General features: G+C 45.6%; 26 protein-coding genes. 12 read left to right on the top strand and 14 right to left on the bottom strand.

Annotated elements, in window-relative coordinates; translation table 11 throughout:
- Positions 1-23: 23 nt before the first annotated feature.
- The 5 genes from GFS24_RS15905 (at position 24) to GFS24_RS15885 (ending at position 4062) form a co-directional block, all read left to right on the top strand.
- Positions 24-509 carry a gliding motility lipoprotein GldH gene (locus GFS24_RS15905; protein WP_153660879.1) on the top strand — a complete coding sequence of 162 codons (486 nt, stop codon included), beginning with the start codon at positions 24-26 and terminating at the stop codon, positions 507-509.
- Between the two features lie 6 nt (positions 510-515).
- Complete coding sequence (locus tag GFS24_RS15900) at positions 516-1532, top strand: sensor histidine kinase KdpD (RefSeq protein ID WP_153660877.1); 1017 nt, start codon at positions 516-518, stop codon at positions 1530-1532.
- Positions 1533-1594: 62 nt separating this feature from the next.
- On the top strand, positions 1595-2305 hold the full coding sequence (locus tag GFS24_RS15895) for a response regulator transcription factor (protein ID WP_153660875.1): 711 nt from the start codon (positions 1595-1597) through the stop codon (positions 2303-2305).
- Between the two features lie 267 nt (positions 2306-2572).
- On the top strand, positions 2573-3268 hold the full coding sequence (locus GFS24_RS15890) for a sensor histidine kinase (protein ID WP_173003095.1): 696 nt from the start codon (positions 2573-2575) through the stop codon (positions 3266-3268).
- 50 nt (positions 3269-3318) lie between these two features.
- Positions 3319-4062 carry a LytTR family DNA-binding domain-containing protein gene (locus GFS24_RS15885; RefSeq protein WP_153660870.1) on the top strand — a complete coding sequence of 248 codons (744 nt, stop codon included), beginning with the start codon at positions 3319-3321 and terminating at the stop codon, positions 4060-4062.
- A gap of 35 nt (positions 4063-4097) precedes the next feature.
- Here the strand turns inward: GFS24_RS15885 and GFS24_RS15880 are convergent, their stop codons facing one another.
- The 3 genes from GFS24_RS15880 to GFS24_RS15870 form a co-directional block, all read right to left on the bottom strand.
- Entirely contained in the window at positions 4098-4865 is a 768-nt protein-coding gene (locus GFS24_RS15880) for an SH3 domain-containing protein (RefSeq protein ID WP_153660868.1), read from the bottom strand.
- Between the two features lie 6 nt (positions 4866-4871).
- Positions 4872-6809, bottom strand: coding sequence for a BatD family protein (locus GFS24_RS15875; RefSeq protein WP_153660866.1), 1938 nt, complete (start codon positions 6807-6809; stop codon positions 4872-4874).
- A gap of 97 nt (positions 6810-6906) precedes the next feature.
- Entirely contained in the window at positions 6907-7614 is a 708-nt protein-coding gene (locus GFS24_RS15870; RefSeq protein ID WP_153660864.1) for an SDR family oxidoreductase, read from the bottom strand.
- 96 nt (positions 7615-7710) lie between these two features.
- Here GFS24_RS15870 and GFS24_RS15865 point away from each other — a divergent pair, with 96 nt between their 5' ends.
- A complete protein-coding gene (locus tag GFS24_RS15865; protein ID WP_153660863.1) occupies positions 7711-8406 on the top strand; it encodes a YjjG family noncanonical pyrimidine nucleotidase in 696 nt (231 codons plus the stop codon).
- 154 nt (positions 8407-8560) lie between these two features.
- Here GFS24_RS15865 and GFS24_RS15860 read toward each other — a convergent pair whose 3' ends face one another.
- The 5 genes from GFS24_RS15860 to GFS24_RS15840 form a co-directional block, all read right to left on the bottom strand.
- The gene (locus GFS24_RS15860) at positions 8561-8761 is read right to left on the bottom strand and encodes a hypothetical protein (protein WP_153660861.1); all 201 of its coding nucleotides are present in this window, start codon (positions 8759-8761) and stop codon (positions 8561-8563) included.
- A gap of 36 nt (positions 8762-8797) precedes the next feature.
- A complete protein-coding gene (locus GFS24_RS15855) occupies positions 8798-9454 on the bottom strand; it encodes a phosphatidylserine decarboxylase family protein (RefSeq protein WP_153660859.1) in 657 nt (218 codons plus the stop codon).
- A gap of 72 nt (positions 9455-9526) precedes the next feature.
- On the bottom strand, positions 9527-10402 hold the full coding sequence (locus tag GFS24_RS15850; protein ID WP_153660857.1) for a phosphatidate cytidylyltransferase: 876 nt from the start codon (positions 10400-10402) through the stop codon (positions 9527-9529).
- Between the two features lie 31 nt (positions 10403-10433).
- On the bottom strand, positions 10434-10667 hold the full coding sequence (locus GFS24_RS15845; protein WP_153660855.1) for a putative signal transducing protein: 234 nt from the start codon (positions 10665-10667) through the stop codon (positions 10434-10436).
- Between the two features lie 3 nt (positions 10668-10670).
- Complete coding sequence (locus tag GFS24_RS15840; RefSeq protein WP_153660853.1) at positions 10671-11630, bottom strand: CPBP family intramembrane glutamic endopeptidase; 960 nt, start codon at positions 11628-11630, stop codon at positions 10671-10673.
- Between the two features lie 92 nt (positions 11631-11722).
- On the opposite strand from GFS24_RS15840, the gene dusB reads away from it, so the two are divergent.
- From dusB to proC, 3 genes are all read left to right on the top strand, one after another.
- Positions 11723-12793: a tRNA dihydrouridine synthase DusB gene (dusB, locus tag GFS24_RS15835; protein ID WP_153661628.1), complete on the top strand. Its 1071-nt coding sequence runs from the start codon at positions 11723-11725 to the stop codon at positions 12791-12793.
- Positions 12794-12830: 37 nt separating this feature from the next.
- Positions 12831-13400 (top strand): HNH endonuclease signature motif containing protein, encoded by a 570-nt coding sequence (locus GFS24_RS15830; protein WP_153660850.1) that lies wholly within the window; start codon positions 12831-12833, stop codon positions 13398-13400.
- Between the two features lie 137 nt (positions 13401-13537).
- A complete protein-coding gene (gene proC, locus GFS24_RS15825; protein WP_153660848.1) occupies positions 13538-14338 on the top strand; it encodes a pyrroline-5-carboxylate reductase in 801 nt (266 codons plus the stop codon).
- Between the two features lie 86 nt (positions 14339-14424).
- Here proC and GFS24_RS15820 read toward each other — a convergent pair whose 3' ends face one another.
- The 6 genes from GFS24_RS15820 to GFS24_RS15795 form a co-directional block, all read right to left on the bottom strand.
- The gene (locus GFS24_RS15820) at positions 14425-17619 is read right to left on the bottom strand and encodes an efflux RND transporter permease subunit (RefSeq protein ID WP_153660846.1); all 3195 of its coding nucleotides are present in this window, start codon (positions 17617-17619) and stop codon (positions 14425-14427) included.
- A gap of 21 nt (positions 17620-17640) precedes the next feature.
- The gene (locus GFS24_RS15815; RefSeq protein ID WP_153660844.1) at positions 17641-18705 is read right to left on the bottom strand and encodes an efflux RND transporter periplasmic adaptor subunit; all 1065 of its coding nucleotides are present in this window, start codon (positions 18703-18705) and stop codon (positions 17641-17643) included.
- Positions 18706-18713: 8 nt separating this feature from the next.
- Complete coding sequence (locus tag GFS24_RS15810) at positions 18714-20081, bottom strand: TolC family protein (RefSeq protein ID WP_153660842.1); 1368 nt, start codon at positions 20079-20081, stop codon at positions 18714-18716.
- Positions 20082-20096: 15 nt separating this feature from the next.
- Positions 20097-20711, bottom strand: a complete 615-nt coding sequence (locus tag GFS24_RS15805) for a TetR/AcrR family transcriptional regulator (RefSeq protein WP_153660840.1) — start codon at positions 20709-20711, stop codon at positions 20097-20099.
- A 2-nt stretch (positions 20712-20713) separates the two neighbouring features.
- Positions 20714-21319, bottom strand: coding sequence for a TetR/AcrR family transcriptional regulator (locus tag GFS24_RS15800; protein WP_153660838.1), 606 nt, complete (start codon positions 21317-21319; stop codon positions 20714-20716).
- Positions 21320-21964: 645 nt separating this feature from the next.
- Positions 21965-23224: a pyridoxal phosphate-dependent aminotransferase gene (locus tag GFS24_RS15795; RefSeq protein ID WP_153660836.1), complete on the bottom strand. Its 1260-nt coding sequence runs from the start codon at positions 23222-23224 to the stop codon at positions 21965-21967.
- Positions 23225-23502: 278 nt separating this feature from the next.
- Between GFS24_RS15795 and dnaN the strand changes: the two genes are divergently transcribed.
- The 3 genes from dnaN (at position 23503) to GFS24_RS15780 (ending at position 26043) form a co-directional block, all read left to right on the top strand.
- Positions 23503-24621, top strand: a complete 1119-nt coding sequence (gene dnaN, locus GFS24_RS15790; protein ID WP_153660834.1) for a DNA polymerase III subunit beta — start codon at positions 23503-23505, stop codon at positions 24619-24621.
- Between the two features lie 294 nt (positions 24622-24915).
- Entirely contained in the window at positions 24916-25746 is an 831-nt protein-coding gene (locus GFS24_RS15785) for a sterol desaturase family protein (RefSeq protein ID WP_153660832.1), read from the top strand.
- A gap of 36 nt (positions 25747-25782) precedes the next feature.
- A complete protein-coding gene (locus GFS24_RS15780; protein ID WP_153660830.1) occupies positions 25783-26043 on the top strand; it encodes a hypothetical protein in 261 nt (86 codons plus the stop codon).
- The last annotated feature ends 108 nt before the right edge of the window (positions 26044-26151 follow it).

The following is a 26151-nucleotide window of genomic DNA, read 5'->3' as shown; positions in this document are numbered from 1 at the left end:
TCCTATAAAAAGATTCCCTGAAGATGAAACTGCGATTCAATTGCCTCCTGTTATGTTTGCTGGCCGCTGCCTGCAAACCACCCAGGATGGAAACCTTTGAAAAGAACCGGGATATTCCCCGCTCTCAATGGACAGTAGATAATAAACAGTCCTTTGAACTGGACCTTGCGCCAGAGGATACCGCATTTTATTACAACATGTACATCAATGCAAGGCATACGGATGCTTATCCTTATAGCAACCTCTGGTTGCTGGTGAGTACACAGTTGCCGGGAGACAGTACATCCACTGTACGCAGGATAGAACTTCCCCTGGCTGATACGTATGGTAAATGGCTGGGCAGTGGTGTGGATGATATCTACGAACACCGCATCCCCATTCAGCAAAATGCTATCTTCCCCAAACCAGGATTATATCGTTTTACTTTTGAGCAGAACATGCGTCAAAACCCATTGCCGGAAATGCTGAGTGTGGGCCTGCGCATAGAAAAAGCTGCTCCGCGGAAATAATAAAGCATGAAGAAATCTTCCCCCGGCCTGCAAAGCAGGAAGGTGATCACCGGCATCTATGTTTTTGTGCTGGCATATACAGTACTTCAACTGGTATGGTGGGGAGTGCTGCTGCATCAGCAAAGCAAACAGATCGCAAAGTATGAACAGCTGGAGTTAACGCATCGTGTGCAGGAACTCACACAACCCGCACAGTTCATGTCTGAAATGCAGCGCCTTCATAAAGAACAGCAGATGCGCACCTTCAAATTTGTAGGAGAAGGGATCATTTTCCTGGTACTCATCCTTGCCGGCGCAGCACTTGTTTACCGTGCCGTATGGAAACAAATGAAGCTCTCTCAGCAGCAGCAGAACTTTATGATGGCGGTAACACATGAACTGAAAAGCCCCATCGCAGTAGCTAAACTTAACCTGGAAACATTACGGAAGCATAAACTGGATGAAGAAAAAAGACTGAAGCTGCTGGATACTACCATCCGGGAAACTAACCGGCTGGACCAGTTATGCAATAACATCCTGCTGGCTTCCCAGTTTGAACATCAGAAGTACCAGCCCTTCCTGGAACAGCTGGATTTCTCCGGCCTCCTGCAAAGCGGACTGGAAGAATTACAAAGCCGCATTGTGAGCCATCACATAAATACCGATATTGCACCTTATATATGGCTCAATGCGGATAAGTTCATGATGCAGCTGATGCTGAACAATCTTGTAGAGAATGCCGTAAAATATGCCCCAAAAGGTTCTGACATTAACGTCCGGCTCTTTATTGAAGAAGAAACGTTAAAGCTTACGGTGGCTGATGAAGGAGAGGGTATACCCATGGTGGAAAGGAATAAGATCTTCCTGAAATTCTACCGCATTGGTAACGAAAACACCCGTAAATCCAAAGGTTCCGGCCTCGGGTTATACCTGACCAAAAAGATCGTAGAACAGCATGGAGGCACTATTACAGTGAGGGATCATACCCCAAAAGGCACTTGCTTCGAGATCACCTGGAATGATTATTCCTTACAATCTGTATAAAATTAACCAGTTGTGCGTAATTTTATAGGCAATTACCGTTCACCATTCACCAATGCATCAATATGAAGGAAGCGACTAAAGCATCAATATTGCTGGTAGAAGATGAAGAAAATCTCCAGGAAGCACTCAAGCTGAACCTGGAGCTGGAAGGATATGAGGTAACGGCTGTGGACAATGGCACCAGTGCATTGAAGGCCGTTAAGAACGAATACTTTGACCTGATCATTCTCGATATCATGCTGCCCGAGATGGACGGCATTGCTGTGTGCGAAAACATCCGCATCCAGAATAATGAAGTACCCATCCTGTTCCTCAGCGCCAAGAATAGCAGTGCAGACAGAGTGCTGGGACTGAAAAAAGGCGGGGACGACTACATGACCAAACCCTTCAACCTGGAAGAGTTACTCCTCCGTGTAGAGAAGCTGATCGTGAAGAACAAAAAGATCCAGGATAAGGACAGTGTACCTAATATCTACCGCTTCGGCAATAATATGATAGACTTTGCCGCACAGGAATGTGTAGGCAAAGACGGCAAACACCATGAGCTCTCCAAAAAAGAGACCATGCTGCTGAAACTGCTCATAGAAAACAAAGGCGAGGTAGTGACCCGCGAAAAGATCCTCCAGGTGGTTTGGGGTTATAATGTATACCCTACAACGCGTACCATAGACAACTTCATCCTCAATTTCCGCAAGTATTTTGAGCAGGACAGCCGCAATTCCCAGTACTTCCATTCCGTTCGCGGAGTAGGGTACAAGTTCACAGATGGCTGATCACCAACTATCCCCCCTCCTCCGCCATCCGTAAGCTTGCTGCTGCCAGCTATTCAATCCCCCTTTTCCAGGGCGGGAAACAGCGCTATCTTTGGCAGGCTTAGGAATTAAAGTATGTGTAACCCCCTTAACGGATCAACAATATTATATACACCATGCATTGTTCAACCCCTAACGGGAAAAACGGTCTACTGGATCATTTTTTTTGTAGTCATCGGAATATTGGGAGCATTATTCTTGTGGCGGGACAGGAAACTTCGCAGAAACATGCAGGCCAGGATCGCAGCACAAAGAAGCCGCGCGTCCTTAGAACTGCATGCTTTTCAATCGCAGATGGATCCTCATTTCATTTTCAATAGCCTGAACGCTATTCACAGTTATATTCTCTCTGCCAGTACAGAACAAGCCTCTGCATATCTTACCCGCTTTTCCCGCCTCATGCGCTTTACGCTGGAAAACAGCAGCAAGGAATGGATACCGCTGGAAGAAGAACTGGAAACACTGGAACTCTATCTTCAACTGGAACAACTCCGGTTTGAAGGGCAGTTTGAGTATGAAATACACATCGCCCCTTCCTTAGATCTGCAAATGCTGGTACCCCCTTTCATTGTGCAACCTTATATCCAGAACGCTATCTGGTACCGGCTTTTACAAAAAACACCAGATCATAAAGGCCGGATCAGGATAGAGATCGGGCAGAATGAGGAAGAACTTTACATCCGGCTGGAAGATAATGGCGTGGCAAAACAAAGTATGTTCCACAGCCACCAGCAAAAGACTGCCGGTACCCGTGTAGCAGCAGAAAGGCTTCACTGGATGAATGCCCGCTATCATACACATGCCGCTATCAGCACTGGTCACCTCTTCGACCCCCATCATAATAAGACCGGTACTTACACCCTTTTCCATTTACCCAACGTCACTACTTCATCCTTACCTCAAGAAGAGCAAATTTTTAAGTAAATTAGGAGTACGAACAGTGAACAATAATCAACCAAAAGTATCTACCCTCTATGCACGCCGTTATTATAGATGATGAGAAACATTGCTGCGAAGTGCTGCGAATGCTCCTGACACGCCATTGTCCGGAAGTAACGATCGATGCGCTTTGTAACGGCCCTGAAGAAGGATTAAAAGCGATTGAAAAACTACAACCGCAGCTTGTTTTCCTGGATGTGGAAATGCCGGGCATGAATGGGTTTGAACTCCTGGAATCCTGTACCCGCCGCGGTTTCTCTGTGATCTTCACCACTGCTTACGATCAATACGCCATCAAAGCCATCCGGCATAGTGCCCTGGATTTTTTATTAAAACCGATCGATAAGGAAGAACTGGTGCAAAGTGTACAAAAGGCACTTACACAAACTTCCAATTCCGCGCCTAAAGTAGATGCACTCCTGCAATTCCTGCATCAGCATGTGCAGCCAAATGAAAGACTGGCCCTTCCTACAGAAGATGGTTTGCGGATGATGCCCATAAAAGATATCACGCATTGTGAATCTGCAGGCGGTTACACGAAAGTGTTCCTGGCACAACAGGTATTGCCTACGCTTATCTGCAGATCGCTGAAAGAAGTGGAAGAAGCATTGAAAGAAAAAGGTTTCTTCCGCGTACATAACAGTTATCTCATCAACCTCTCTTATATGCACAAGTACATTAAAGGGGATGGTGGCGAGATCATTATGACGGATGGAAAGAATATCCCTGTTTCGCGGAACCGGAAACAGGATTTTTTAATGCGGATAGAACGGTTATAAATTCCTGATGGCCTGGTTTAATGCAGATTGCCCGGTTATAAATTCCTGATAGCCGGCACAGCTATCCAGCCTGTTTTACCATCAGATAACTGGATCTTGCTGAAATCTTTTGTACTGTCCAGCACCTTAATTTTAATTCCTTCCTTTATATCGAAGAGGTCTTTACTTCCTTCATCCGGCGCGGCTTTCACTTTCACAGTTTTCATCACGATGGCGCTTCCGCTGTTATAGGCTTTGTTCTGCATCCAGATGGCCATGCTGAAATAAGCGATGAACAGTATCCCCGCAACCATCATCCCCCAACGAAAAACAGGACGCCTCATCCCAGGCATGAAAAAATAAGCGATGGCCAGTGCTGCCAGTATCCAGCAAAGAACGATGCTGCCGGTAGCCCATCCTGCGGAAGTATGTATCACCTGCAATTGCAACCACCACTTTTCAAAGAACAGGAGTGGCAATGATTCTATATTATTTCCTACCTGCTGATTGGCGAGTGCCAGGTTTAGTTCTATCTGTTCATCACCCGGTTTAAGGTTCAGGGCTTTTTCAAAACTATATACCGCCATGCCGGTCTGGCTGCTTTTGTAATAAGCGTTGCCGGCATTGTAGTAAAGATCAGCCACCTGGTAACCGGAGTCTATGAGCTGCTGGTATTTATCAGCGGCTTCTGCATATTTTTTCTGTTCGTATAGTTTGTTGGCTTCTGTAAAAAGAACAGGGTCCTGTGCCTGCGCTTGTAACGCAGTACCCAGGATCAAACATACTAAGAGGTAATGTAGGCGATGTACGATTGAACGCATCATATTCTATTATTTTCCGGCCTTTCCTTTTAATTCTTCTTCAACGGAACTGATCACCTGCACAGCCTGCTGGTAAGCATCCTGGCGATGTTCGTTACTGCTAACGGGGGCATATAAAGCCGTTTCGCATCTGTCTATCAGTTCTATCAATTGTTGGCTCGTGGTATCTTTCAGCCGGTTGCCCAGTTTGTTCTGCACCACCTGTTTGCTCAGTTCTGCCATGGGGATCTTTAACTTATGGCTCAGATAACCCCAGGTAGCGCGGGACGTTTCTTCATAGAACGCTTTGTCCTTTCCTTCTTTCAGATAACGCGCTGCCAGCTCCAGTCTTTTCAATGCCACCTTGTTAGCATGTTTATGTTTTAACATGGCCACATTGCTATTGCGGAAGTTTTCCCGTTTGCGGTACCAGGCCATTCCGGCCACACCCAGTAAAGGTAATAATAACAGGATCCAGAAAAGAGGTTTGCCAAAGAAGAAGGGGCTGTGTTTACTCCAGCGCAAACCGGCAGTACGGATGCTACCCAGTTCTGTTTTATTGCCGAAGTCTTCTTTTTCTCTCTTCGCCAGCTTGCCTGCAATAATATGCAAAGGGAAAGCGGAAGATAATAATGTTTTATAGGTATTGGCCCTGGGATCAAAGTAAGAGAACTCTACAGGTGGTAAAGTATGCTCTCCTTTTTCCTGCGGCATTAATACATACTGGAAGATCCGTGAACCACTCAGCGGGTTGCTGTTCTTATCGATATTGTCAGACAGCGTAGGATCATATTTCTCGAAAGCGGTGGGGATATTTAACGGCGGCGGATTCAGCAGGTTTACGTTTCCCTGGCCGGCGATGGTCACTTTCAGGGTGAGGGCATCATCTGTGCTCAGGTCTTTTTTATCTGCTGTGGCCGTCATGGAAAAATGCCCTACAGCGCCATTAAAGCTGGCAGGGCGTCCTTCTGTTGGTAACGGTTTCACGTTGATCTTTACAACAGGGCTTTGAATTTTATACGGTACTACTTCATACTGCGGATTGCCGAAAGGATCATCAAAGAACGGATCGTCAAAAGGACTTCCGCCGAATGCATCCTTAAAAGGATCATCTCTTTTTCTTTTCGCGCTTTCCACTGTTACGAGATGTACCTGGTTATCTACCTCAGCAGGGTCCAGTTCCAGCTGGCCGGATTGCAGGGGGAATAATAATGTTTTGCGGATGGTGAATACTTTATAACGTTCCCCATTCACGATCTCCTCTGTTGCCTGCGGAGGATTGGGCAGTTCAATATCTCTTGCAGAGAACCCTTTGAATGCCGGCACCTTGGTAACACTGGAATTAGTCGGGAGGCGGGTGTATAATTTGTAAGTAGCAGTTAATTGTTCTCCTTCGTAAACGGTCGTCTTATCTACATCTACGCGTACAAAAAGATTCTTGCGCAGCTTTTCTTTTACATCTTCTCCTTTCCTTAAAATGCCGGGTTGATTATCCAGCCTGTTATCGGGGAAAGCTCTTCGCTGATATTGTTGCGGTTGCTGCGCCTGCGGGGGAAGTTGTGCACCCTGTCCTCCTTTCACTACTTCAATGTTCACCGGATTACTTTTCACCAGTTTCCCATCTACTCTTGCTGTTGCGCCGGGGATGGTGAAGGTACCTGTTCTTTGAGGCTGCAGGATATAACTGAAGGCAAAATATTCTGTACTCCTTCCATTCACATAAGAACTCCCCTGCATTTGCTGAGGGCCTTGCACTACAAGGAATCCATTAAACTGTGGTGGTGTGAACTGGCTGAGATTAACGGGATTCTCCAGCATGAACTGAACGTGTACCGTTTCGTCCATACCAATGGTGTTGGTATTCACAGCCGTTGTGAAACGGAATGATTGTGCGACAGTTGTAAGTACCGCTGCACATATCACGAGCAGCGTTAAAAAATACTTCCTCAAATTGATATTGAACTTCATCCTGAAAACAAATTTAACCAATGCTTACGGGGCCTTTTCCGATGACGCGTTAAAAGTTAGTTAAAAAATCTTGTAAGACAAGCCACTAGCAAGGATTTCACTCAATATCCCCGAGCATGGGGCGCATGAGAATATCCTCTACAACTGCCTGCTGGCTAAGGTTATACGCAGCCCAGATCATGGAAGCAACGTCCTCCGGTTCCATCAAACGGCCGGCTGGTCCGTCGAAACCTTGCCAGGATGCTGTTAAAGTTGGGCCCGGACTGATAGAAGTGACCTTCACGTTATGGGGTTTCATTTCTTCCCGGAGGTTCTGAGAGAAACCCAGGAGCGCAAACTTCGTGATGCTGTATGATCCGCCATTGGGATAAGCTTTATGGCTGGCAGTAGAGCAAAGATTAAAGATGTGGCCTTTCCTGGCCTGTTTCATTCCGGGCAGAACGTCCCGGGTAAGATGATAGGCGCTGTACAGGTTTACGGCCATCATCTTTTCAAGGTGGCCGTCTTCTTCTTCATGTACGGCGCCGGGAACAAAAATACCGGCGTTGTTCACCAATATGGCCGGGGCTTCTCCGAAAAATGCACGTACTTTTTGGCCGAAAGCCAGTACCTGTGCTTTATCCCCCAAATCTACCTTTTCTGCCAGTACCTTTACATTTCCCCTTTGTGCTGTGACTGCTGTTTGTGCTTCCTTCAATGCTTCTGCATTACGTGCACAAATAGCGATATCAAATCCTTCTGCGGCCAGTTTGATGGCTACTGCCCTGCCAATTCCTTTACTGGCCCCGGTAATTATTGCATACATACCTCTAAAATAAGCTAATGAAAGGTTACACCAAACAGGTGTGCAGGGGAAATCGTAAATTTGTGGCAGAAGAACATTGCCAACGCACCCATTTTTATGAAATATAAACATATCTTCTTCGATCTGGACCACACTTTGTGGGATTTCGAAGCCAATTGTATAGCTACGTTACAGGAACTTTATATTGAACATGCACTGGAACAAAGGGGCATCCCTTCTTTTGAAACATTTTATGCTTCTTATTCCGTGATCAACGATAGATTGTGGGACCGTTTCCGGAAAGGGATCATCACCCGGCAGGAGTTGCGGACCAAACGTTTCTCTTTAACTTTTCTTGATTTCAAGATAGGGGATGATAAGTTGAGTGCTGCCATGGGCGTTCGATTCCTTGAAGTTTTACCCACCAAAACTGCGTTATTTCCGCATGCTATAGAGGTGTTGGATTATCTGCAGGAAAAAAAATACCCCATTCATATGATCACGAATGGGTTTGAAGAAACCCAGCGGTTGAAGATGCATCATTCCGGTATACAGCATTACTTTACGCATATCATTACTTCCGAAACCTGTGGGAGTTTGAAGCCACATCGGGAGATCTATGATTTTGCAGTGAACCTCGCAGCGACTACGCATTCCGATAGTATTATGATTGGGGATACTTTAGATGTAGACATTCTTGGCGCACAGCAAGTGGGAATGGACCAGGTGTATTTTGCGCCGAATGAAGTAGTGGATGGAGTCAAGCCGACTTATACGATTAAGAGTTTGAGGGAGTTGAAGGAGATCTTGTAGAGTGTTTGCCGCGCAGCAAAGGGCGGAGGGTTTTTTCTTTTTATTTATATTTTATATTAAAAAAACAGCCCTTTTGCATTCTTATTAAAATAAAAAAACACCCCTTACACATTCGTGCAAGGGGTGTTTATATTTTTACTGAGTTACAATCTTATTATCCCTTCACAGCGGGCTTTGCTTTCTTAGCAACGCTGGCTGTTTTCATGGCTGCTGCTTTAGAGGGCATGCAGCAGGATTTACCTTTTGCTGTTTGTTCGCAAGCCGCTGCTTTCTTCTTTACTGTTTGCTTTTCCTGTGCAACCACGGGTGCGGTTAATAAGGTTACGGCTGCGAGTGCGAAAAATAATTTCTTCATGGCTCAGGTCTTTTAATGTATGGGAAGATAGTAAAATTAACCCAGTCGTGCTATCACGGTTTGGCCGCCTTTTACGTTTTGTTGTAATGCTACATCTACCTTGGTGCCTATTGGGAGGTAAATATCAACACGGGAACCGAATTTGATGAATCCCATTTCCTCGTTTTGTTTTACCTGCATGCCTGCTTTCAGATAGTTTACAATCCTCCGGGCAAGGGCTCCTGCAATCTGGCGGACCAATATTTCATTACGGCCGTTGCCGATAACAACGGTATGCCTTTCATTTTCTGTGGAAGATTTCGGATGCCAGGCCACCAGGTATTTACCAGCATGGTATTGACTCAGCTTCACTTCTCCGCTGATAGGATTCCTGTTCACATGCACATTAGCCGGGCTCATGAAAATGGAAACCTGTAATCTTTTGTCTTTAAAGTATTCTGTTTCAACGGTTTCTTCTATCACTACTACTCTTCCATCCGCTGGTGCAATCACCAGTTGTTCATCCTGATTCAATACCCTGTTGGGGATACGGAAGAAGGAGATGATGAAAAGGAATAAGACCAGGGAGATACCAGAAACCGTCCAGCAAAGAACGGGAGAGGCAGGGAACCAGTAAAATAAAGCGCCGTTAAGCAGTGCCAGTAACACAAAGGTTAGGGTAATGGTAGCAGTTCCCTCGCGGTGAATAGTCATTGTTCTTGTTTTCGAGTTTAAATCTTTGCCGGTTTTTCAGCGGTACGAAGGTATGAAGAAAATACATTCTATCTAAAGAACAAACACCTGCACATAGATCCATGCAAAAGGAGCAGCCACCAGCAAGGAATCGAAGCGATCCAGGAAGCCTCCGTGGCCAGGCATTATCTTTCCGGAATCTTTTACCCCGGCCATCCTTTTAAGACGTGATTCCAGGAGGTCTCCAGCAGAGCCAAAGATAGCGGCGATAGTCGCTAAACCTATCCAGTGGGGCCAGTGCAGCCATTTATCTCCCCAGAAATATCCATAGATCCCTGCGGCTACGATAGCCAGGATCATTCCACCCACGGAACCTTCAATGGTTTTCTTTGGTGAAATGGAAGGGAAAAAAGGCGTGCGGCCAATGAGGGAGCCTACAATATAGGCCATGGTATCATTGATCCAGATAAAAATGATCAGTAATAAGGGGATGAGATAACCATAAGGATTGCCTTCGCCCGTATAAAATTCTGGCACATGGCTTAAGCGCAGATCCACCAGCAGACCTAATGGCACGGTTACATACATCAGGCCCAGCAAGGAATAGCCGATAAATTTCAGGGTGAAGTTCTTGCTCATCAGGATCTCTCCCAATGGAAGCACCAGTATAAAAATGAAAGCCGTTACCCAGCCAATTTCCCCTATGGACAGATCCCCATAAGCAAAATGTTTGCTGGTAAAGGCCATCATCATTGCAGAGCCGGCCACCAGCACACCGTATTTGTGCCAGGGCGAAACTTCATTGTATTCCGGATCAATCAGCCTTACCAGTTTAAAATATTCTTTTAAGGCAAAGAAGTTGATCAGGAAAAATAACAGGAAAAACGTGTACTCGTTCTGCAATATGCCTCCCAGCATGATTGCCACAAAAAACAAAGCAGTAATGGTACGCGTGATAAAGGTCTTCATGCTTTTCTACAAAGTTGGATCGGGCGTAAATCTACAGATTGTTTTCCATCTTCCCTTCCTGGCTTGTGGCAATCAGTTCTTTTGCTTTTGCTTCGTTGGAATTGTGCACGTACACTTCATCCATGCCCGGTAACATTTGTACAAAAGATGAATCCTGGCGGTTCACCACTACGGCTTCTATCTCATTTTCGAGCAGCATTCCTTTTACGATCTCTGATTCAAAGGAAATGTTACTGCTAAATACTTTTACCCAATCTTTTTCCATATTTCAATCTTTAAATATTGACTCGTTATCTTCTTTTTCTTCTTCGTCATCCGGTTCTGGCGGTAGCTCGAATGTTTGTCCGGCTAATTTTGCGCGCTGGCGCAGTTGCCATAACAGGATGCCTGTTACCCCCAAACTGACGAAAACAAAATACAGGGGTACATGTTCATCTTTGGTGGCATCGTAACTGATCAGCTTTATCTGGTACAGATACACTAACACAACTTGCAGCCCGTTGTTCAAAAAGTGCCCGGCGATGGATAACCAGAGATTGCCTGTTACAAAGTAAATGGCCCCCATGAGGAAACCCAGCAAAAATCGTGGCATAAATCCAAGGAACTGGAAATGGATGGCGCTGAAGAGCACTCCTGTGATGATAGCAGCCAGCCAGCCATTCTTTACCATTGGCGTGAGGATCCTTTGTACCACCCCTCTAAACAGGACTTCTTCTGCTACAGCGGGTAACAGGGCCAGCATGAACAAGTTTAATAACATTGAGCCGATATCCGGCATGTACAGCAGACGTTTTGTTTGTTCTGCGAGGCTTTCTTCCAGGTCCCGCAGGCTCTGGGATATGGGCCAGGTACCATTCCATTCACTCATGGCTCCTACCAGGGGCAGGGAGCAAAACATTATCAGCAGGGCCAGCAGTAGCTGGAAAAAGCGGGGCTTTTGCTTTAAACCCAGATAGGTGGCTGGTTCCGGATGTGTGAGGTAAGCAAAGAGCAAACCTGGCACCAGGAAGGCAACAACGGAATAGATCACCTGGAAGAGCTTCATGGCATACAGGAAACCCGGGTTGTTCCAAACTGCCGGGTCTTTGTATTGATCCATCGTGTAGCCGCCACTGATAGCAGGGAAGAAAGCGACCATGCCAAATTGGGTGATCAGCACAAAACCAATCCAGATGCCAAAAATAGTGGCCAGTTGCATGAAGGGGGAATATTGCCTTAGGTAGCCCATAAATTATCGCTGTAGTATTTTTGCGTAAATTTACAGTCTGTTTGCCACTCACGCGTTAAAATAAAAAGTGGCAACATATGAATCCGAATTATATGGTGAAAATAGGAGATATTGAATTGGGTGAATTCCCGTTATTACTGGCGCCCATGGAAGATGTGAGCGATCCCCCATTTCGTGCGGTGTGTAAAATTAATGGGGCAGACCTCATGTATTCGGAGTTCATTTCTTCGGAGGGGCTTATCCGTGACGCTATTAAAAGCCGGCAGAAATTAGACATCTTTGATTACGAACGCCCGGTAGGCATTCAGATCTTTGGTGGTGATGAAGAGCCCATGGCCATGGCCGCCCAGATCGTAGAGGTGGCTAATCCGGACCTGCTGGACATTAACTTTGGCTGCCCTGTAAAGAAAGTAACCTGTAAAGGAGCCGGTGCCGGTATCCTGAAAGATATTCCCAAGATGATAAGGCTTACAGAAGCCGTGGTAAAGGCCACCCGGTTACCCGTTACTGTTAAAACTCGCCTGGGCTGGGATGATGATTCCCGGAACATTGAAGAGGTGGCGGAACGCCTTCAGGACGTTGGTATTAAAGCCCTTACCATTCATGGCCGCACCCGTACACAAATGTATAAGGGTAGTGCAGACTGGACCCTCATTGGTAAAGTAAAGAACAACCCGAGGATTAAAATACCCATTTTCGGGAACGGTGATATCTGTACACCGGAACAGGCAAAGGCCGCCAGGGAACGGTTTGGCGTGGATGGGGTAATGATAGGCCGTGCGGCCATTGGTTATCCCTGGATCTTTAATGAGATCAAACATTACCTGCAAACGGGTACTCATCTGCCGCCGCCTACTGTGGCGGAAAGGGTAAAGGTCTGCAAGCAACACCTCCGTCATTCCATCAGCTGGAAGGGAGATGTGGTGGGTGTACTGGAAATGCGCCGGCATTATACCAATTACTTAAAAGGCTTACCCCATATCAAAGAATTCCGTGCACAATTAGTAACTTGCAATACAGCGTCAACCATAGAAGAAGTATTGGATGCTGTAGCATTACAGTATAAAGATCATATATTTGAGAGGACAATGCCCCCAGTGAACGAACCAATGGACGTACCAATTCATCCAAATATGGAATTAGCGTGTGGTTTCCCTGATTAAATCAATCCCAAATTGAATCACAAAAAACCTCTTCACAATGGCCACGATCAAAAATCTAAAAAACGAAGTCTGGAAGGACTTGCAGATTAAAAACAAATCTGCCCTGCGCAAAAGATACGCAGTGTCCAACATGGGTAGAGTGATCAGTTACCGGGAAAGCATGGATGATGGAAAGTTGCTGAATGGCTCTACCGTTGAAGGATACACCGTACTCAACATTAAACCGGCAGACACTTATCAGTCACTCTATCTGCACCGCGAAGTTGCCCGTCTGTTTGCAAAGAAAGAAAGTCCCAAAAAGAAGTTTGTCATCCACCTCGATTTCGACAAAAAGAACAACAAGATCTCCAACCTCCGCTGGGCCACTAAAGAAGAAATGGAAGCCCACCAACAAAAAAGTCCCGCCAAGATAGCTTACAAAGAAATGCAGCGTAACCGTCAAAAGGGACTGAAGCTGAATGTGACCAAAGTGAAAAGTATTAAACGCCTGCTGGTGAAGCCCGGCAAAAAGACCATGAAGCAGATCGCTGAACAGTTTGATATCAGCGAAATGCAGCTGTATCGTATTAAGAGTGGCGAGAACTGGAGCCATGTTACTTTGCCCTGATAACTATACAAGTTCCCACGTTAATTGAAGAAAAATATTTCCAATGGCCGCGCTAATCAGCGCGGCCATTGACTTTCAGGGCTTGCCTTGCACTGTTGGCCCTTTTGTCATAACTTACCCTTCCAAATTGATAGACTATGTCCGGTAAAAAGATAGCCATTATTGGCGGAGGCAACTTAGGGTCCGCAATAGCCAAGGGCCTCCTGAAGAGCGGTTTTTCCAAAGCTGCAGATATTACAGTTACCAAGCGTAACACTTCTACCCTCAAGGACCTGAAAGAGCAGGGGGTACATATAGAATCAGATAACGCCAAAGCCATCAGCGAGGCGGATGTGGTAGTAGTGGCCCTTAAACCGTACAACGTAAAAGAAGTGCTGAGTGAACTACGCGCTTCCTTCGACGCTAAAAAACAGATCCTCATCAGTGTGGTAACGGGTGTGTTCCTGGACGATCTTGAAAAGATCACACTTCCCGGCCTGCCTATTTTCCGCGCTATGCCCAATACTGCTATCGCCATTCAGGAATCCATCACCTGCATTTGTGGTCGTAATGCCACAGAAGAACAGAACCAATATGTGAAAGAGATGTTTGACCAGTTAGGGGTTTCTGTGAATATCGACGAGAAACTGATGGACGCCGCCACTGTATTAGGTGCCTGTGGTATTGCTTATGCACTGCGTTTTATCAGGGCCAGCATACAGGGAGGGATTGAAATTGGATTTGATGCCCGTACAGCTAACCTGATCGTTGCCCAAACGGTGAAGGGTGCGGCGGAATTGCTGATCAAGGAAAAACGCCATCCGGAAGAAGAGATCGATAAAGTAACTACTCCTAAAGGCTGCACGATTGCAGGTTTGAATGAGATGGAGCACCAGGGCTTCAGCTCTTCCCTCATCAAAGGGATCACAGCTTCTATGGATAAGATCATTAAAGGTTAAAAAATAAACGGCCGGGATAAGATTATCCCGGCCCTTATTTAGTTAAACCTACAACTGTTACACTGTTTGTAACAAAAATCTTATCGTCAATTCATCATAGAAGCAGTTTCCACTTCTTCCAATTGCAATTCTTTTCTTGTTGGCGCTACCATCCTCTGACGGATGTAACGTTTTTTGGAGATCCGGTTCATACCAAACTTCGCCATGATCTTATCTACCACCATGTAGATCACCGGTACCACGATCAATGTCAGGAACATCGAACTGATCAATCCTCCCACAATTACCCATGCCAGACCATTCTTTGTAGAAGCCACACCACCTGTTGCCAATGCAATCGGCAACATACCTATTACCATCGCAATCGTGGTCATCAGGATGGGGCGGAGACGCGCATGGTTTGCATGGATCAATGCATCATAAGTACTTTGTCCTTCTTCTTTCATCTGGTTGGTAAAGTCCACCAGGATGATGGCGTTCTTGGCCACCAATCCAATGAGCATGATCAAACCCAGGATGGTAAAGATGTTGAGGGTGTTGTTCGTTAAAGCCAGTGCCAGCAAGGCGCCGATGATAGACAACGGAATGGAGAACATCACCACCAGCGGATAAATATAGTTATCATACAAGGCCACCATGATGAGGTAAACCATGATGATGGAGATGAGCAATGCAATACCCATGGTAGAGAATGAGTCTCCCTGGTTTTCTGCATCACCGCCGAATATATAAGATACGCCGGCAGGCTTTTGCAGTTTGGCCAGTTTAGTGGTGAACTCTTGCGTCACTGTACCAGAAGGGCGACCCATTACCTGGGATTGCACAGATACAGATGTGTTCTTATCTCTGCGTTCCAAACGGCTGGGGCCGGAACCTTCTGTGATGGTGGCAAATTGTGAGAGTTTCACCAACTCTCCTTTGTTGTTCACAAAGTCTATCGTAGCTACATCCTGTAAATTCTTACGGTTAAAATCATCGAACCGGATATTGATATCGTATTCATATTCTCCCTGGCGGAACTTCACTTTGGAATCATCTGCAGTACCACTGAAAGCTGTTTGCATGGTTCCGCCCACTGTTTCCAGCGATAAACCAAGAGCAGACATTTTATCACGATCCACCTGCACATTGATCTCAGGGTTTCCTTCTTCTACAGAGAGTTTCACTTCACTGGAACCTTCTATGCCTTTCAGTTCTGCCATGGCTATTTTGGCAAAGCTCATCACACTGTCCAGATCAGTACCCATCACGATCAGATCTATGGGCGCACGTTGTGCAGTTCCTAAGATACTCACAGGGGTGGTTTTCACTTTCACACCGGGCAATTGTTCTTTCAGTTCTTTCTTTACTTTGGAACCAAAGATGTCTGATGCTTCGCGCAGGTCCTGTGCAACGAGCATTACGGTTACCTCTGCTTTGTAAGCCGTGGCTTGTGATGCACCGAAGCCATCTTCAGAAGTCTGGCCTACTGTGGTGATCAGGGAGGTAACTTCTTTTTTCCTATCCAGGATCTGTTCTACTTTACGGGTAGCCCGGTTGGTTTGTTCCAGTGATGCATCTTTCGGCATTTCCAGCATCACGATGAACTGGCCACGGTCTCCGTTTGGAATGAACTCTCCACCAATGTATCCTCTTCCTACTAACTGGAAAGATGCGATCAATAAAGCGAGAGAAGCAACGATGGTGATTGTTTTATGTGCAAGGGCCCATTTCAGCAAACCGGTCATCCAGGCAGTGAATTTCTCCAGTTGTCTTTCAAACCACAGGATGAATTTCTCAAAAGGATTTTTACCGGTGAGGTGTACTAACTTACCGAAACGGGAAGCCAGCAAAGGCACGATGGTAAAGGATGCGAGCAAACTCAACATAGTAGAGATCATCACCACCACACAGAATTCCCGCACGATCTTACTTACCAGTTCATTCGTCAGGGAGATGGGTAAGAACACTACCACAATTACCAGTGTGATGGAAGTAACGGTGAAACCGATCTCCTTCACACCATCAAACGCTGCACGTACTTTGTTCTTGCCCATTTCCATGTGACGATATATATTCTCGAGCACCACAATTGCATCATCCACAAGGATACCCACCACGAGTGAAAGTCCTAAGAGGCTCATCAGGTTGAGTGAAAAGCCCATCAGCTTCATACCAATGAAAGTGGCGATCAGTGAAGCCGGGATAGAGATCATCACGAAGATGGCGTTCCGCAAACTGTGCAGGAACAACATCATCACGGCTGCTACCAGCAGGATGGCAATGATGAGGTCATGGATCACGGAGTCCGCAGATTCCAGTGTGAACACGGAAGCATCGTTGGCGATCTTTACTTTTAATTCATTGGCTCCGTACTCCTTTTCAATGGCTTTGATCGCTTTCTGTACCGCCTCACTTACTGTTACCGCATTCGCATCTGTTTGCTTCTGTACCTGCATGGCAATCGCACTTTGCCCATCTACCCTTGCAATACGCTCTGCATCTTTTTGTGTATCCTGTACATCCGCTACATCTCCTAATCTCACTTGTGTACCAGTGGCGGTGGTAGTTAATACCAGGTTGCGCAGTTGGTTCACATCTTTATATTTACCGGCGAGACGTACGAGGATCTGTTGTTCTACTGTTTTTACCTTACCGGTTGGGAAGTCCAAGTTGGCGTTGGTTACAGCCTGGCGAACCTGTAAAATAGAGAGCTTGTAAGCTTCCAGTTTTGCAGGATCGATGTTGATCTTGATCTCTCTTTCCTGACCACCAATGATAGTGATCTGTGCAACTCCCGGCAGGCGGGATAATTGCGGCTGGATCTTTTTATCGATCAGGTCAAAGAACAAACGGTCGTCCATTTTAGCGGTGGCCGATAAGGTCATGATCGGTAAGTCGTCCAGGGAAAATTTATTGAGGGATGGTGGTTTTGCATCGCCGGGGAGGTCCGCCAGGATGGCATTTACCTTCCGTTGGGCATCCTGTAAGGCGATGTCCACATTTGCATCGTTATTCAATTCTACTGTAACAACCGATAAGCTTTCGGAGGATTTGGAGGTCAGTTTCTTGATCTTCTCCATAGACGCTACTGCGTCTTCAATCTTCTTCGTGATGGTACTTTCCACCTCTTGCGGTGAAGCACCCGGATATATTGTAGCGATAGTTACAATCGGTGAGGAGAACTTGGGCAACAGCTCATAGTTCAGTGACTTGTAGCTGAGGAACCCCAGCAGAGTGAGAATGGTGAATAGCACCACTACCACCGTAGGCCTCTTTATCGAAATTTCTGTGATCTTCATGTTGAATTAGTTTGTAAAATCCTACTTAGCCTGTACCGTCACTTTGGATCCTTCTGTCAGATTGATCTGACCACCGGTGATCACAGTTTCTCCTTCGTTCAGTCCTTCCCGTATTTCTACTTTATCACCATAGATGCGGCCGGCTATTACTTTGCGGATCTTCGCCGTGTTGCCATCCATTACATATACCTGGTTGCTGTTAACCCCACCCACAAAGGATGTGCGGGCAACGAGGATAGCAGGGTCCTGCTTAGGCATGGCAAAATTGGCGGTACCGTACATGCCTGCTCTGAGGGTTTTACCACTTACATTAGATACTTCCATTTCTACCGGATAACTTAAGGTATTGTCTCCTTTTGCTGCGATGAAAGTGATCTTGCCGCTGTATTTCACTTCGGGGAATACATTGCTGGTTACTTCTACTTTATCACCGAGTTGGAGATGGATCACCTGTAATTCCGGAACCGTTACTTTCAGTTTGAGGCGGGACACATCTACAATGTCGAACATTTTAGTGCCGAGGGCCAGGTAGGCTCCCTGTTCAACGTATTTCGCATTGATGGTTCCGTTGATCGGTGCTTTCACATAGGTGTCGCGGATCTTGCGGGATGCGGCATCATATTTACTTTGCGCCAGTTCATATTGCAGGCGGGTGTCGTCCATTTGCTTTTGGGTAACGCCGCCTGTTTTGTAGGCGCTTTCGTATCTTTCTTTATCTACTTTCAATTGCTCCAGGTTCACTTTCGCAGATTGCAGATCAGTTCCTAACAATTCATTGTCGATGCGGGCTATTATCTGGCCTTGCTGCACATAACTTCCTTCGTCTACCATCAATTGGGTGATCCGGCCAGCTACATCACTCATAAAAGTGAGTTCGCGTACAGGCTCAAAGTTGCCGTTCGCTAAAAAATTCTGATCAAACTCCACACGGGCCACCTTTTCTGTGATCACAGGTACATCACCGGTATTACTTTGTTTTACAAATTCTGTTTTGGCAGCGTTTGCTTTCTTATTAGCAGTGAGCTTCCACATGATGGCCGCGATGGCCGCTATCGTTAGAACGCCGTAGATTAAAACTTTCTTCATGGCTTGCATTAGTTTAAAAGTGATGGCAGGTTACCGTTGGATTTGATCAGATCAAGCTCTGCGAGTTTATATTGGAGCAGTGCTTCGTTGTAGCTGTTTTGTGCTTCAGCCAGAGACGTTTCTGCATTGAGCAGATCTGTTAAACTGGCGAGGCCCTGGTTGTAATTATTTTGTGTGGAACTGTATACCTCATCGGCGAGGGAAACGTTTTCCTTCTGCGTTTTAATCGTACTCAGGTTATTGAGCAATAACAGACGGGCGTTTTCGAATGCGGTGTTGAGGTTCAGTTTATTTTCTTCCAGCTGCTGACCGATCTTTTGCAGTGTAACATTTGCCTGGCTCACTCTGGAGCGGCGGGCAAAACCATCAAAGATGGGGATCTTCAACGTAAGACCGATAGAGGCCATACCATACCAGTTTGCAGTTGAATTGCCTCCTTTGTAGATGTCGAATTTGTTACTTAAACCGTTATAAGAATAGTTTCCTTTGAAAGCCAGGCTGGGATAGTATTCTGCCAGGTAAGCCTTTTTCTGGAACTGTTGCAGTTGTTCTGTTTTCTTCAGGATCTTTGTTTCAGTTCTGTTGCTAAAATCAAAAGTGCCAAAATCTGCGGTGGCTGCTGCTTTGCGTTCAATGTCGCTGAGGGCAAGGGAGGGCAGGGAAACACTGGTTTCTACGGGCATGCCCATTTTTTGTTTCAGCCTGTTCTCATCTACTTTCAATTGATTTTCCAGCTGGCTCTTTTGTGTCTGGTAATTCACCAGGTTCACTTTGATACGATCCAGGTCTATCTTTTTTGCGAGGCCGTTATCGAATTGGCTCTTGGTAGTTTCTACCAGTTTAGTGAGCTTATCGATATTGGTTTGCAGCACACCCATTTTTTCTTTCTTCACCAATAGCTGGTAATAAAGCTGGGTTACATCGAAGATCACGTTCTCGGTGGTTTGAGCAGTTTGGAGGCGATAATATTCTTCGCCTGACTTTGCTGCTTTGAGACCGGTGAATACGCTCTGGTTGTAGATCTGCTGGGTGAGGTCTCCGGAAATGGAGGTGTTCCAGGTGGTTCCTACTTCCAGGACTTTCACTGTTCCGGGAGCGCCGCCGGCTAGTTCTCCGGGCAGTACCATTACCTGTTTCTTGATGTTATCTGTGAGGTTACCGGTGGCATTTACCTGTGGTAAAGCCTGGGCGCGGATCTCGTCCGTTTTCAATTTTCCGATATTCTCTTCCAGCCTGCTGATAGCGAGTTTCTGGTTATTGGCCAGAGCGTACTTCAGGCATTCCTGCAGTGACAGCTGCTTCGTTTCTGATTGTGCGTTAGCGTTAAAAGCCCCTGCTGTTGATAAGAACAGTAAGGATACGATCCATTTTTTCATGAGTTGTTATGCTATCTATTGTGGCGAAAGTTCTTTTATAGTCAGGTATTGATCTAAGCGCCGGTTCCCCTCAGGGGTGGCAATGCCTCTTATATAATGTTCGGTCACCTGGTACATCACTTCGTGCAGATCAAATTCGGTAGCGGGATAATCAACCGGGTTGAAAGCAGCATTCAGTTGCATGAGGCGCATATGGCTCATGATGTGAATATTGATATTGCTGCGATACAATCCTTCTCTGATACCACGATCCAGGTTATCGCTGATGATTTTAGTTACTTGTTCATTTCTGAAATCCGCGATGGTTTTCCAGGCGGAGGGATGGTATTTTTCCAGTTCAAACAGGAGTACAGGGTTGATGCTTTTGGCAAATGTTTCTGTGAACCGGAGGGAGGATACGAGTTCATCAATAGCGTCTTTGCCATTGGCGCTGCATACTTCCAGGTTGTGGCCATGGGCGGAGATCATGAAGGTGGTCACTTCATCCACTAATTCCTGTTTATCGGCAAAGTATTCATACACCGTTTTTTTGGAGATGCCGCAGTCGCGGGCAATGTCCTGCATGGTGATGCTTTTGATGCCGAAGGTCCGGAACAGGCGAAGTGCAGTATCTAAGATCCTTTCCCGCATGTTTATTTTTTAAGTCCTTTAATGAAAATATCGGCCAGCATGGTCTGCCATCCGCGCACAGTTTCAAACTCTTCATCGGAAATATCGTCGCTCATGCCGTTGTGCGACATGGAGAAGCGGAGGCCGATCATGGATTGTATGTAGAGGGTGGCCACTTTCTCAGGTTCCGCTGTTATCAATTCTCCGTTCTCTACTCCTTTTCTGATAATGTTGGCCACAATTTGAGTTTCTCTTTCACGGGCATATTTGAAGATGTCCGCTGAATTGAGGATCTGTTTATCCCTTAATACTTTGAAAAGTTCCAGGCGGCAGAAGCGTTTTCCGAAGGCATGGCGGATGGAGATCATTTCCATGAGGGCTTCGTAAGCGGAGCTTTTTCCGGCGGCGGCTGTTTCCAGTTCCACGAAATAGGCTTCTCCTGCTTTTTCGAGTACGCTGAGGTGCAGGGCGTTCTTGTCCGGGAAGTAATAATATAAAGATGCCTTGGAGCAATGCAGGTCATCGGCTATTTCATTCATGGTGGTTTTGGACGCACTGTAATGAGTGAACCTTTTCAGAGCCGCTTCTATGATCCGCTCGCGCATTTCGTCTCTGGTTTCTGTTTGCATTAACTTTCTGACTTTTTTAGTTATAAAGTCAAAGTTACTGTAGATTCTTAGATTTAGTAAGTTCGGTTGTCCATTTAACGGATTTTTAACTTTTTGAGAAGCAGTTTTTTGTAATGTGTTGATAATGAGTATAGTTAATACTATTTGTGTACAAACGATCAAAAAACCAACATTATATGCAGGTTTAAAAATAATATGTGTAAAAACGTCACTAATATCGATTTGAGGGTATTCTAAGTGTTTTCTCCCTATTATCTCGGTTATCTCCTATATCGCTCCTATAGCATTCCTATATCGTTCTTATAGCATAGGTATATCGAAACGATATAGGAATGCTATAGGAGTGTTATAGGAATGGGCTTTCAGTGATATAGGGATATAGGAAGATGGGGCTTGGAGAGACCTCCTTAAATAAAAAACACCCCTCACTGCCGGCAGGGCGCAAAAGAGGGGCTGGGAGTTTGCCGCGCAGGAAAGGGCGGAGTTTTTTCTCTTTTGGGGGATGCGCCTTTTTTTAATAGGTAGGCGCTTTTTTTAAAAGAACTCCCTCATTAAATAAAAACACCCCTCTCTATGCCGCCAGGGCGCAAAAGAAAAAGGCGCCCCGGAATACCGGCACGCCTTTCTTATTATATATAAGCTCTCTTATTTCAATTTCTCCAATGCAGCTTTCAGCGCAGCCAGCATAGCCGGGATCTCTTCTTTCACGCAGGTACCTACGCTGAGGCGGTACCAAGGGGAATCTTTCGCAGAACCGAAAGCGTAAAAAGGAACTACCGCCAGTTTAGCTTCGTCGAGGAAGTAAGTGGTTACGGCAGCCTGGTCAGCCAGAACTTTACCGTCTGCAGTTGTTTTTCCTACGAGGTCCAGTTTGATGGTTAGGTAGATCGCTGCTTGCGGAGCGATGGCATCTACTTTATGACCTGCTTTTTTCAGGGCGTCGAAACCTTCGTAGATTTTAACCAGCCTTTCTTCTACTTCTCCTTTGAAATGGGCGAGGTAGGTATTTACAGCATCTTTTTGCACGAGGTATTTGGCGGCGGCTTTCTGTTCAGCCATAGGGCTCCATGCACCAACGTGAGAAAGGATGGCTTTCATTTTGGTCATTACATGTTTTGGTCCTAATGCCCAACCTACTCTAACACCTGTTCCGGCGAAAGCTTTACTCATACCATCTATGAAGACGGTATAGTTCTTCATTTCAGGACGGAGGGTTACGGGGTTGAAATGTTCTGTATCTCCAAAAGTGAGTACCCAGTACATTTGATCGAACAGCACGTAGAGGGGTTTTGCTCCCTCAGCGCGGCTCTTATTTTCTTCCAGCACCATGTCGCAGATATCTTCCAGTTGCTTTTTTCCGAAGGTGGTACCGGTTGGGTTCTGCGGAGAGCAGAGTGCCAGGAGGGTAGCGCCTTTCAGCAAAGGTTTCAGTTCTGCAGCAGTGGGCATGAAATCATTTTCAGCTTTAGCTTCCAGCACTACGTGTTCCCCTTCCAGGAAGTGGGTGTAGTGATTATTGTTCCAGGATGGAGTAGCATAGATCACTTTCTCACCACGGTCTACGATAGTACGGTAAGTAGCATAGATGATGGGACGGCCACCACAGGAGATCACGATCTCGCTGTTAGGATCATAGCTGAGGCCTTCGCGCTCTGCGATGAAATCACCAACAGCTTTGCGCAATTCTGCGATACCATCTGCCGGAGGATAGTTTGTGTATTTATCTCTGTACGCCTGGGCGATCTCATTCTCAAATTCAATGGGAATAGGAAACACCTTGGGGTCGAAGTCACCGATGGTGAAGTTGTAGATCTTTTCGCCCTTAGCCTGCTTTTCCTTGATCTCCCCTGCTAGTTTGATAATTTCGGAACCTATCAGCGTTTCGGCTAAATGAGACAGTTTCATAACCCCAGTTTTTAATTTAAAAATGAATGATGATTTTTGCGCCCGCAAAACTAACCGATTTATAGATAATTTTAAAGGATGGGCGAAGTGTTTTCTATATTTTCAATACAGCGGCTCCATTCTTGCGATTCGTTCAATAAACGACGCAAATCCGTCGTTTTTTACAAACATTACACTTCCGCATAATGCATGTAAATGGGGGAAAAGCGGGCGAGGAGGATTGGCAAAACTTTCTATCTTTGTTTGCCTTACATTTGCAACAATTATTAAGTAACCTTATGAAGTTTATCGTTTCTTCTTCTACCTTATTGAAACAATTGCAACAGATCAGCGGTGTGATCAACTCCAACACGGTTTTGCCTATCCTGGAAGATTTCCTTTTCCTGATAGACAAGAACGAGCTCACCGTAGTGGCTACCGACCTGGAAACCGTTATGAAGGTAAAGCTGGAGGTAGAAGCCAAAGAAACCGGCCGTATCTGCATTCCTGCAAAGATCCTGCTGGATTCTTTGAAGAACCTGCCTGATCAGCCGTTGACCTTCAACATTGATCTTAATTCATTTGCTGTTGAGATCACATCAGACAATGGTAAGTATAAAGTGATGGGTGAAAATCCGGAGAATTTCCCGAAAGAACCTGCTGCTGAAGATGCTACCAATTTCACGATGACTGCCTCTGCGCTGATCACTGCTATTAATAAAACACTGTTCGCAGTAAGCAATGATGATCTGCGTCCGCAAATGACGGGTGTGTTCTTTGAACTGCATCCTGATAACATCACTTTCGTAGCTACAGACGCACACCGTCTTGTAAAATACATCCGCTCAGACGTAAAATGCCCTCAGGCAGATACTTTCATCGTTCCAAAGAAACCTTTGAACCTCCTGAAAGCAGCTATTCCTGATAATGATACAGAGATCAAGGTGTCTTACAGCAGCAATCACTTCTTCGTTTCCCATGAGAACGCACAAATGATCTGCCGCCTGATCGATGCACGTTTCCCTGATTATAAAGTGGTGATACCAAAGGAAAATCCTTACCGCCTTACTTTGGTGAAAAGCGATTTCCAGAATGGTCTGAAACGTGTGAGCGTTTTCGCCAACAAGAGCACTAACCAGGTGGCCCTCAACATCTCCGGCAGTGAATTACAGCTGTCTGCCCAGGATGTGGATTTCTCCTTTGAAGGTAATGAGCGCATGAGTTGCCAGTACAGCGGTGAGGATATGCAGATCGCTTTCAACGCCAAGTTCCTCATTGAAATGCTGAATGCAGCAGAAGGTGAAGAGATCACGATCGATCTGAGCGCTCCTACTAAAGCAGGTATCCTTCGCCCGGTAGAAAAGGGTGCAGAAGAGGATCTGCTGATGCTGGTGATGCCTTTATTATTGAATAACTAATTCTCTCAAATAAGTTAAAAAGCCCGGTAGTATTCCTGCCGGGCTTTTTTGTACCCATTAAGCAAACTTATATATTATTTCTTTTTTACAGGCATGTGCAAATTGCCCAAAACCCCTCAATAGTTAACAATTTCTTGTTATATAAACGAATCTATCAATGAATAGCTTGTTTTTATAATAAGAAAATTTCCCGCGAAACCCGCTACAATTGGGCAAAATGTCGTAATTTTTCTTCAGAAACGTAACTGATACCTAACCCTCTCCTCTGAAATAACCCACGTAATTTCTTATTTAATGATCGACTTTTTCGAACATATACCCTCGTACTATCGTACGGCTATTTTGGTAGCTGGTCTGGTAATATTATGGTTGATCGAAGGGGTTATCCCAAGGTTGCGATTTAGTAGTAATAAATATAAACATGCAGGTACGAATCTCTTTTTTACACTTACTACGGCAGTAGTAAATCTGGGGTTTGCTTTCCTGATCGTGAAAGCGTCTGAATGGACAAGTGCGGAGAAGTTTGGTGTTTTATATCTGTTACATTTACCGGTTTGGCTGCATGCTGTATTGGCTTTGCTGCTGCTGGACTTTATCGGGGCTTACCTGGTACATTTAATACAACATAAGATCGCATGGATGTGGCACTTCCATAAGATCCATCATACAGATACGGCGATTGATGCTACTACTGCATTGCGGCATCATCCCATAGAGAGTATATTCAGGGTAGTGGCTTTATTTGTGGCCATTGTGGTAGCGGGGGTTCCCATCTGGATGGTGATGTTATATCAAACGATATCGGCTTTTATGAGCCAGTTCAATCATGCCAACATTTATTTGCCGCATTGGCTGGATAAGGGTTTGAGCTGGATCATCGTTTCGCCGGATATGCATAAAGTGCACCATAGCCGCCTTCAGCCTGAAACTGATTCGAACTATGCTAACATCTTTTCCATCTGGGATCGCCTGTTTGGCACTTTTGTAACGGTGAAAGATACCACCAGTATACGGTATGGACTGGATGAATATCAGGATGCCCGTTATCAGCAGATCGGGCCTTTATTAAAAACACCGTGGGAAGAAGTGCCGGAAGTGAAGCAGCAGACGAGTTTACAACAGTAGTTTTTTATTTGTTCACTATACATAATCTGAATTACAATGCACCAACATCACCCTACGAGTCTGCCTAAGGTGGCAGGTTTTGCCTCTATCTTTATTGGCGTATTAGCCGCTGGTTTTGCATTCATCAGCAAATCATCTGAAGTATCTATTTACCTTGGCGCTGCTGCCGTTGTTGCCAGCTTAGTGACCATCGTAATAGCCCGTAAGAACATTGACGATCTGCAAATGGCAGTGGCTGGATTGTTCTTATCAATCGTGGCAACCGCTATTGGCGTATGGCAAACATATAACTTATAGTATATAGCGTTATCACGCTGAACAAGTTCCTCTTTCTGGGTCGGTCATTAAACCGTACCCGATAGAAAGAAAAACTCCTGTATCCGGACGGAGGAACTTGATTGTCCT

Origin of the sequence: Chitinophaga sp. SYP-B3965 (genome assembly GCF_009647655.1) — a bacterium.
GTDB lineage: Bacteria > Bacteroidota > Bacteroidia > Chitinophagales > Chitinophagaceae > Chitinophaga.
This window is presented reverse-complemented; position numbering and strand designations above follow the sequence as displayed.

What these genes read in the sequence shown, in the direction of transcription:
- GFS24_RS15905 (WP_153660879.1), top strand. Translation starts at nt 24, where the DNA reads ATGAAACTGCGATTCAATTGCCTCCTGTTATGTTTGCTGGCCGCTGCC.
- GFS24_RS15900 (WP_153660877.1), top strand. Translation starts at nt 516, where the DNA reads ATGAAGAAATCTTCCCCCGGCCTGCAAAGCAGGAAGGTGATCACCGGC.
- GFS24_RS15895 (WP_153660875.1), top strand. Translation starts at nt 1,595, where the DNA reads ATGAAGGAAGCGACTAAAGCATCAATATTGCTGGTAGAAGATGAAGAA.
- GFS24_RS15890 (WP_173003095.1), top strand. Translation starts at nt 2,573, where the DNA reads ATGCAGGCCAGGATCGCAGCACAAAGAAGCCGCGCGTCCTTAGAACTG.
- GFS24_RS15885 (WP_153660870.1), top strand. Translation starts at nt 3,319, where the DNA reads ATGCACGCCGTTATTATAGATGATGAGAAACATTGCTGCGAAGTGCTG.
- GFS24_RS15880 (WP_153660868.1), bottom strand. Translation starts at nt 4,865, where the DNA reads ATGATGCGTTCAATCGTACATCGCCTACATTACCTCTTAGTATGTTTG.
- GFS24_RS15875 (WP_153660866.1), bottom strand. Translation starts at nt 6,809, where the DNA reads ATGAAGTTCAATATCAATTTGAGGAAGTATTTTTTAACGCTGCTCGTG.
- GFS24_RS15870 (WP_153660864.1), bottom strand. Translation starts at nt 7,614, where the DNA reads ATGTATGCAATAATTACCGGGGCCAGTAAAGGAATTGGCAGGGCAGTA.
- GFS24_RS15865 (WP_153660863.1), top strand. Translation starts at nt 7,711, where the DNA reads ATGAAATATAAACATATCTTCTTCGATCTGGACCACACTTTGTGGGAT.
- GFS24_RS15860 (WP_153660861.1), bottom strand. Translation starts at nt 8,761, where the DNA reads ATGAAGAAATTATTTTTCGCACTCGCAGCCGTAACCTTATTAACCGCA.
- GFS24_RS15855 (WP_153660859.1), bottom strand. Translation starts at nt 9,454, where the DNA reads ATGACTATTCACCGCGAGGGAACTGCTACCATTACCCTAACCTTTGTG.
- GFS24_RS15850 (WP_153660857.1), bottom strand. Translation starts at nt 10,402, where the DNA reads ATGAAGACCTTTATCACGCGTACCATTACTGCTTTGTTTTTTGTGGCA.
- GFS24_RS15845 (WP_153660855.1), bottom strand. Translation starts at nt 10,667, where the DNA reads ATGGAAAAAGATTGGGTAAAAGTATTTAGCAGTAACATTTCCTTTGAA.
- GFS24_RS15840 (WP_153660853.1), bottom strand. Translation starts at nt 11,630, where the DNA reads ATGGGCTACCTAAGGCAATATTCCCCCTTCATGCAACTGGCCACTATT.
- dusB (WP_153661628.1), top strand. Translation starts at nt 11,723, where the DNA reads ATGGTGAAAATAGGAGATATTGAATTGGGTGAATTCCCGTTATTACTG.
- GFS24_RS15830 (WP_153660850.1), top strand. Translation starts at nt 12,831, where the DNA reads ATGGCCACGATCAAAAATCTAAAAAACGAAGTCTGGAAGGACTTGCAG.
- proC (WP_153660848.1), top strand. Translation starts at nt 13,538, where the DNA reads ATGTCCGGTAAAAAGATAGCCATTATTGGCGGAGGCAACTTAGGGTCC.
- GFS24_RS15820 (WP_153660846.1), bottom strand. Translation starts at nt 17,619, where the DNA reads ATGAAGATCACAGAAATTTCGATAAAGAGGCCTACGGTGGTAGTGGTG.
- GFS24_RS15815 (WP_153660844.1), bottom strand. Translation starts at nt 18,705, where the DNA reads ATGAAGAAAGTTTTAATCTACGGCGTTCTAACGATAGCGGCCATCGCG.
- GFS24_RS15810 (WP_153660842.1), bottom strand. Translation starts at nt 20,081, where the DNA reads ATGAAAAAATGGATCGTATCCTTACTGTTCTTATCAACAGCAGGGGCT.
- GFS24_RS15805 (WP_153660840.1), bottom strand. Translation starts at nt 20,711, where the DNA reads ATGCGGGAAAGGATCTTAGATACTGCACTTCGCCTGTTCCGGACCTTC.
- GFS24_RS15800 (WP_153660838.1), bottom strand. Translation starts at nt 21,319, where the DNA reads ATGCAAACAGAAACCAGAGACGAAATGCGCGAGCGGATCATAGAAGCG.
- GFS24_RS15795 (WP_153660836.1), bottom strand. Translation starts at nt 23,224, where the DNA reads ATGAAACTGTCTCATTTAGCCGAAACGCTGATAGGTTCCGAAATTATC.
- dnaN (WP_153660834.1), top strand. Translation starts at nt 23,503, where the DNA reads ATGAAGTTTATCGTTTCTTCTTCTACCTTATTGAAACAATTGCAACAG.
- GFS24_RS15785 (WP_153660832.1), top strand. Translation starts at nt 24,916, where the DNA reads ATGATCGACTTTTTCGAACATATACCCTCGTACTATCGTACGGCTATT.
- GFS24_RS15780 (WP_153660830.1), top strand. Translation starts at nt 25,783, where the DNA reads ATGCACCAACATCACCCTACGAGTCTGCCTAAGGTGGCAGGTTTTGCC.